The organism is Acinetobacter sp. YH12039 (assembly GCF_013420015.1).
Lineage (GTDB): Bacteria > Pseudomonadota > Gammaproteobacteria > Pseudomonadales > Moraxellaceae > Acinetobacter > Acinetobacter amyesii.
On the sequence record NZ_VOZA01000128.1, the window covers coordinates 1 to 1,329 of the forward strand.

Here is a 1,329-nt window from a genome sequence, read left to right on the forward strand (position 1 = left end):
GATGCCCGAACCGCACGTGAATGGGTGATTGCTCTACCGGACGAGCTGGATGAAGAACAGCGAAAAGAACTAGCAAGAGAGTTTGCCCAATCTTTAGTAGACCGTTATGGGGTGGTTGCAGATTTGGCGATTCATGCACCTAGCAAAGGTGGAGATGATAAAAACCATCATGCACATATCTTACTGACAACTCGCAAAGCAGAATTAGATACTGAAAATAAACTGGTCCTCACTCAAAAATCGGAAATTGAGTTAAGTAACACCAAAAGAAAAAGCTTAGGCATGGGAACAAGCCAGGAAGAAATTAAACAGATTCGAGCCACCTGGGCAAACTTAGCCAATCATGCTCTGGAATATGCAGGGTATCGGGAAAGAATCGACCACCGCAGTTATGCCGATCAAGGTAATCAGCTACAAGCCACTATCCATGAGGGTAGTAAGGTCACGCAGATGCGCAGGAAAGGCATAGATACTGAGATTAGTCGTTTCAACGACACGATCAAACAGCAGAACAGCCAACAGCTCCAAAACAAACAACAGCATAAAGAAAAAACCTTAGAACAAGGGTTCAACCGTGTTGAGCAAGGCTTTGAGCAATGGAAGAAAGATCAGGAAGCTAAACGCCTAGAACTGGAACATAAAAAGCAGTTAAAGCTACAGCAAGAACAAGCGATGAAGCTGAAACAACGCAAAAGCATGAATAGAAATGGGCCTTCCCTATGAGCAATCAAAACGATTTAGACGACCAGTTATATATTTTATTGGCATCCATGAAGGAATACAGGGAAGCCATAGCAGATGATAACAAGCGATTAGAGACGTTTTACAATAAGGTAGCTAGTGGGGTGCTAGAACAAAGCAAAAAGACCCTAAATAACGCAAATCAGGAAGCTACACGTGCCCTTCAAGGTCGTATTCAGGAGTTAGATAAAGCCACAGATAAATTGAACTACAAATTTATTGCCTTGTTGTGTGCTATTTTCCTTAGTCTGTTATTAGTTTTCCTGTCTTTTATATTTTTATTCATTCCAAGTTTTGATGAAATCCAGCAGCGTCGAGCAGAAGCAGCTTGGTTAGAACAAAGTTACAACCTAGATATTAAAAATTGTAATGGTAAAGCTTGTGTACGGATCATGAAAAATGACTGTCACGGAACGAATAAAGATTACTGTGTGATTGATCCTAAATAATTACTGGTAAGTACTTTGCTCGGTTCTTCTCTTAATCTTATCAATACCGGATGTCGCAAAGTGGCTCGACTTTGAAACATGGCAAAAGCCATATTTCAAAGTGTCGAGCTTTACTTTTCATTTTTTATGTCCTATCTAT

The 1,329-nt window shown here is 40.5% G+C and carries 2 protein-coding genes; both read left to right on the forward strand.

Annotation, left to right across the window (positions count from 1 at the left end; genetic code table 11):
• Positions 1–723 (forward strand): MobA/MobL family protein (locus FTT98_RS17805; RefSeq protein WP_180177628.1); only part of this gene is annotated, 723 nt, incomplete at its 5' end.
• On the forward strand, positions 720–1,190 hold the full coding sequence (locus tag FTT98_RS17810; RefSeq protein WP_180177629.1) for a hypothetical protein: 471 nt from the start codon (positions 720–722) through the stop codon (positions 1,188–1,190). The genes FTT98_RS17805 and FTT98_RS17810, both read left to right, overlap by 4 nt.
• Positions 1,191–1,329 lie beyond the last annotated feature (139 nt).

Excerpts from the sequence above, each read along its gene's own strand:
- FTT98_RS17810 (WP_180177629.1), top strand. The coding sequence starts at position 720 with ATGAGCAATCAAAACGATTTAGACGACCAGTTATATATTTTATTGGCA.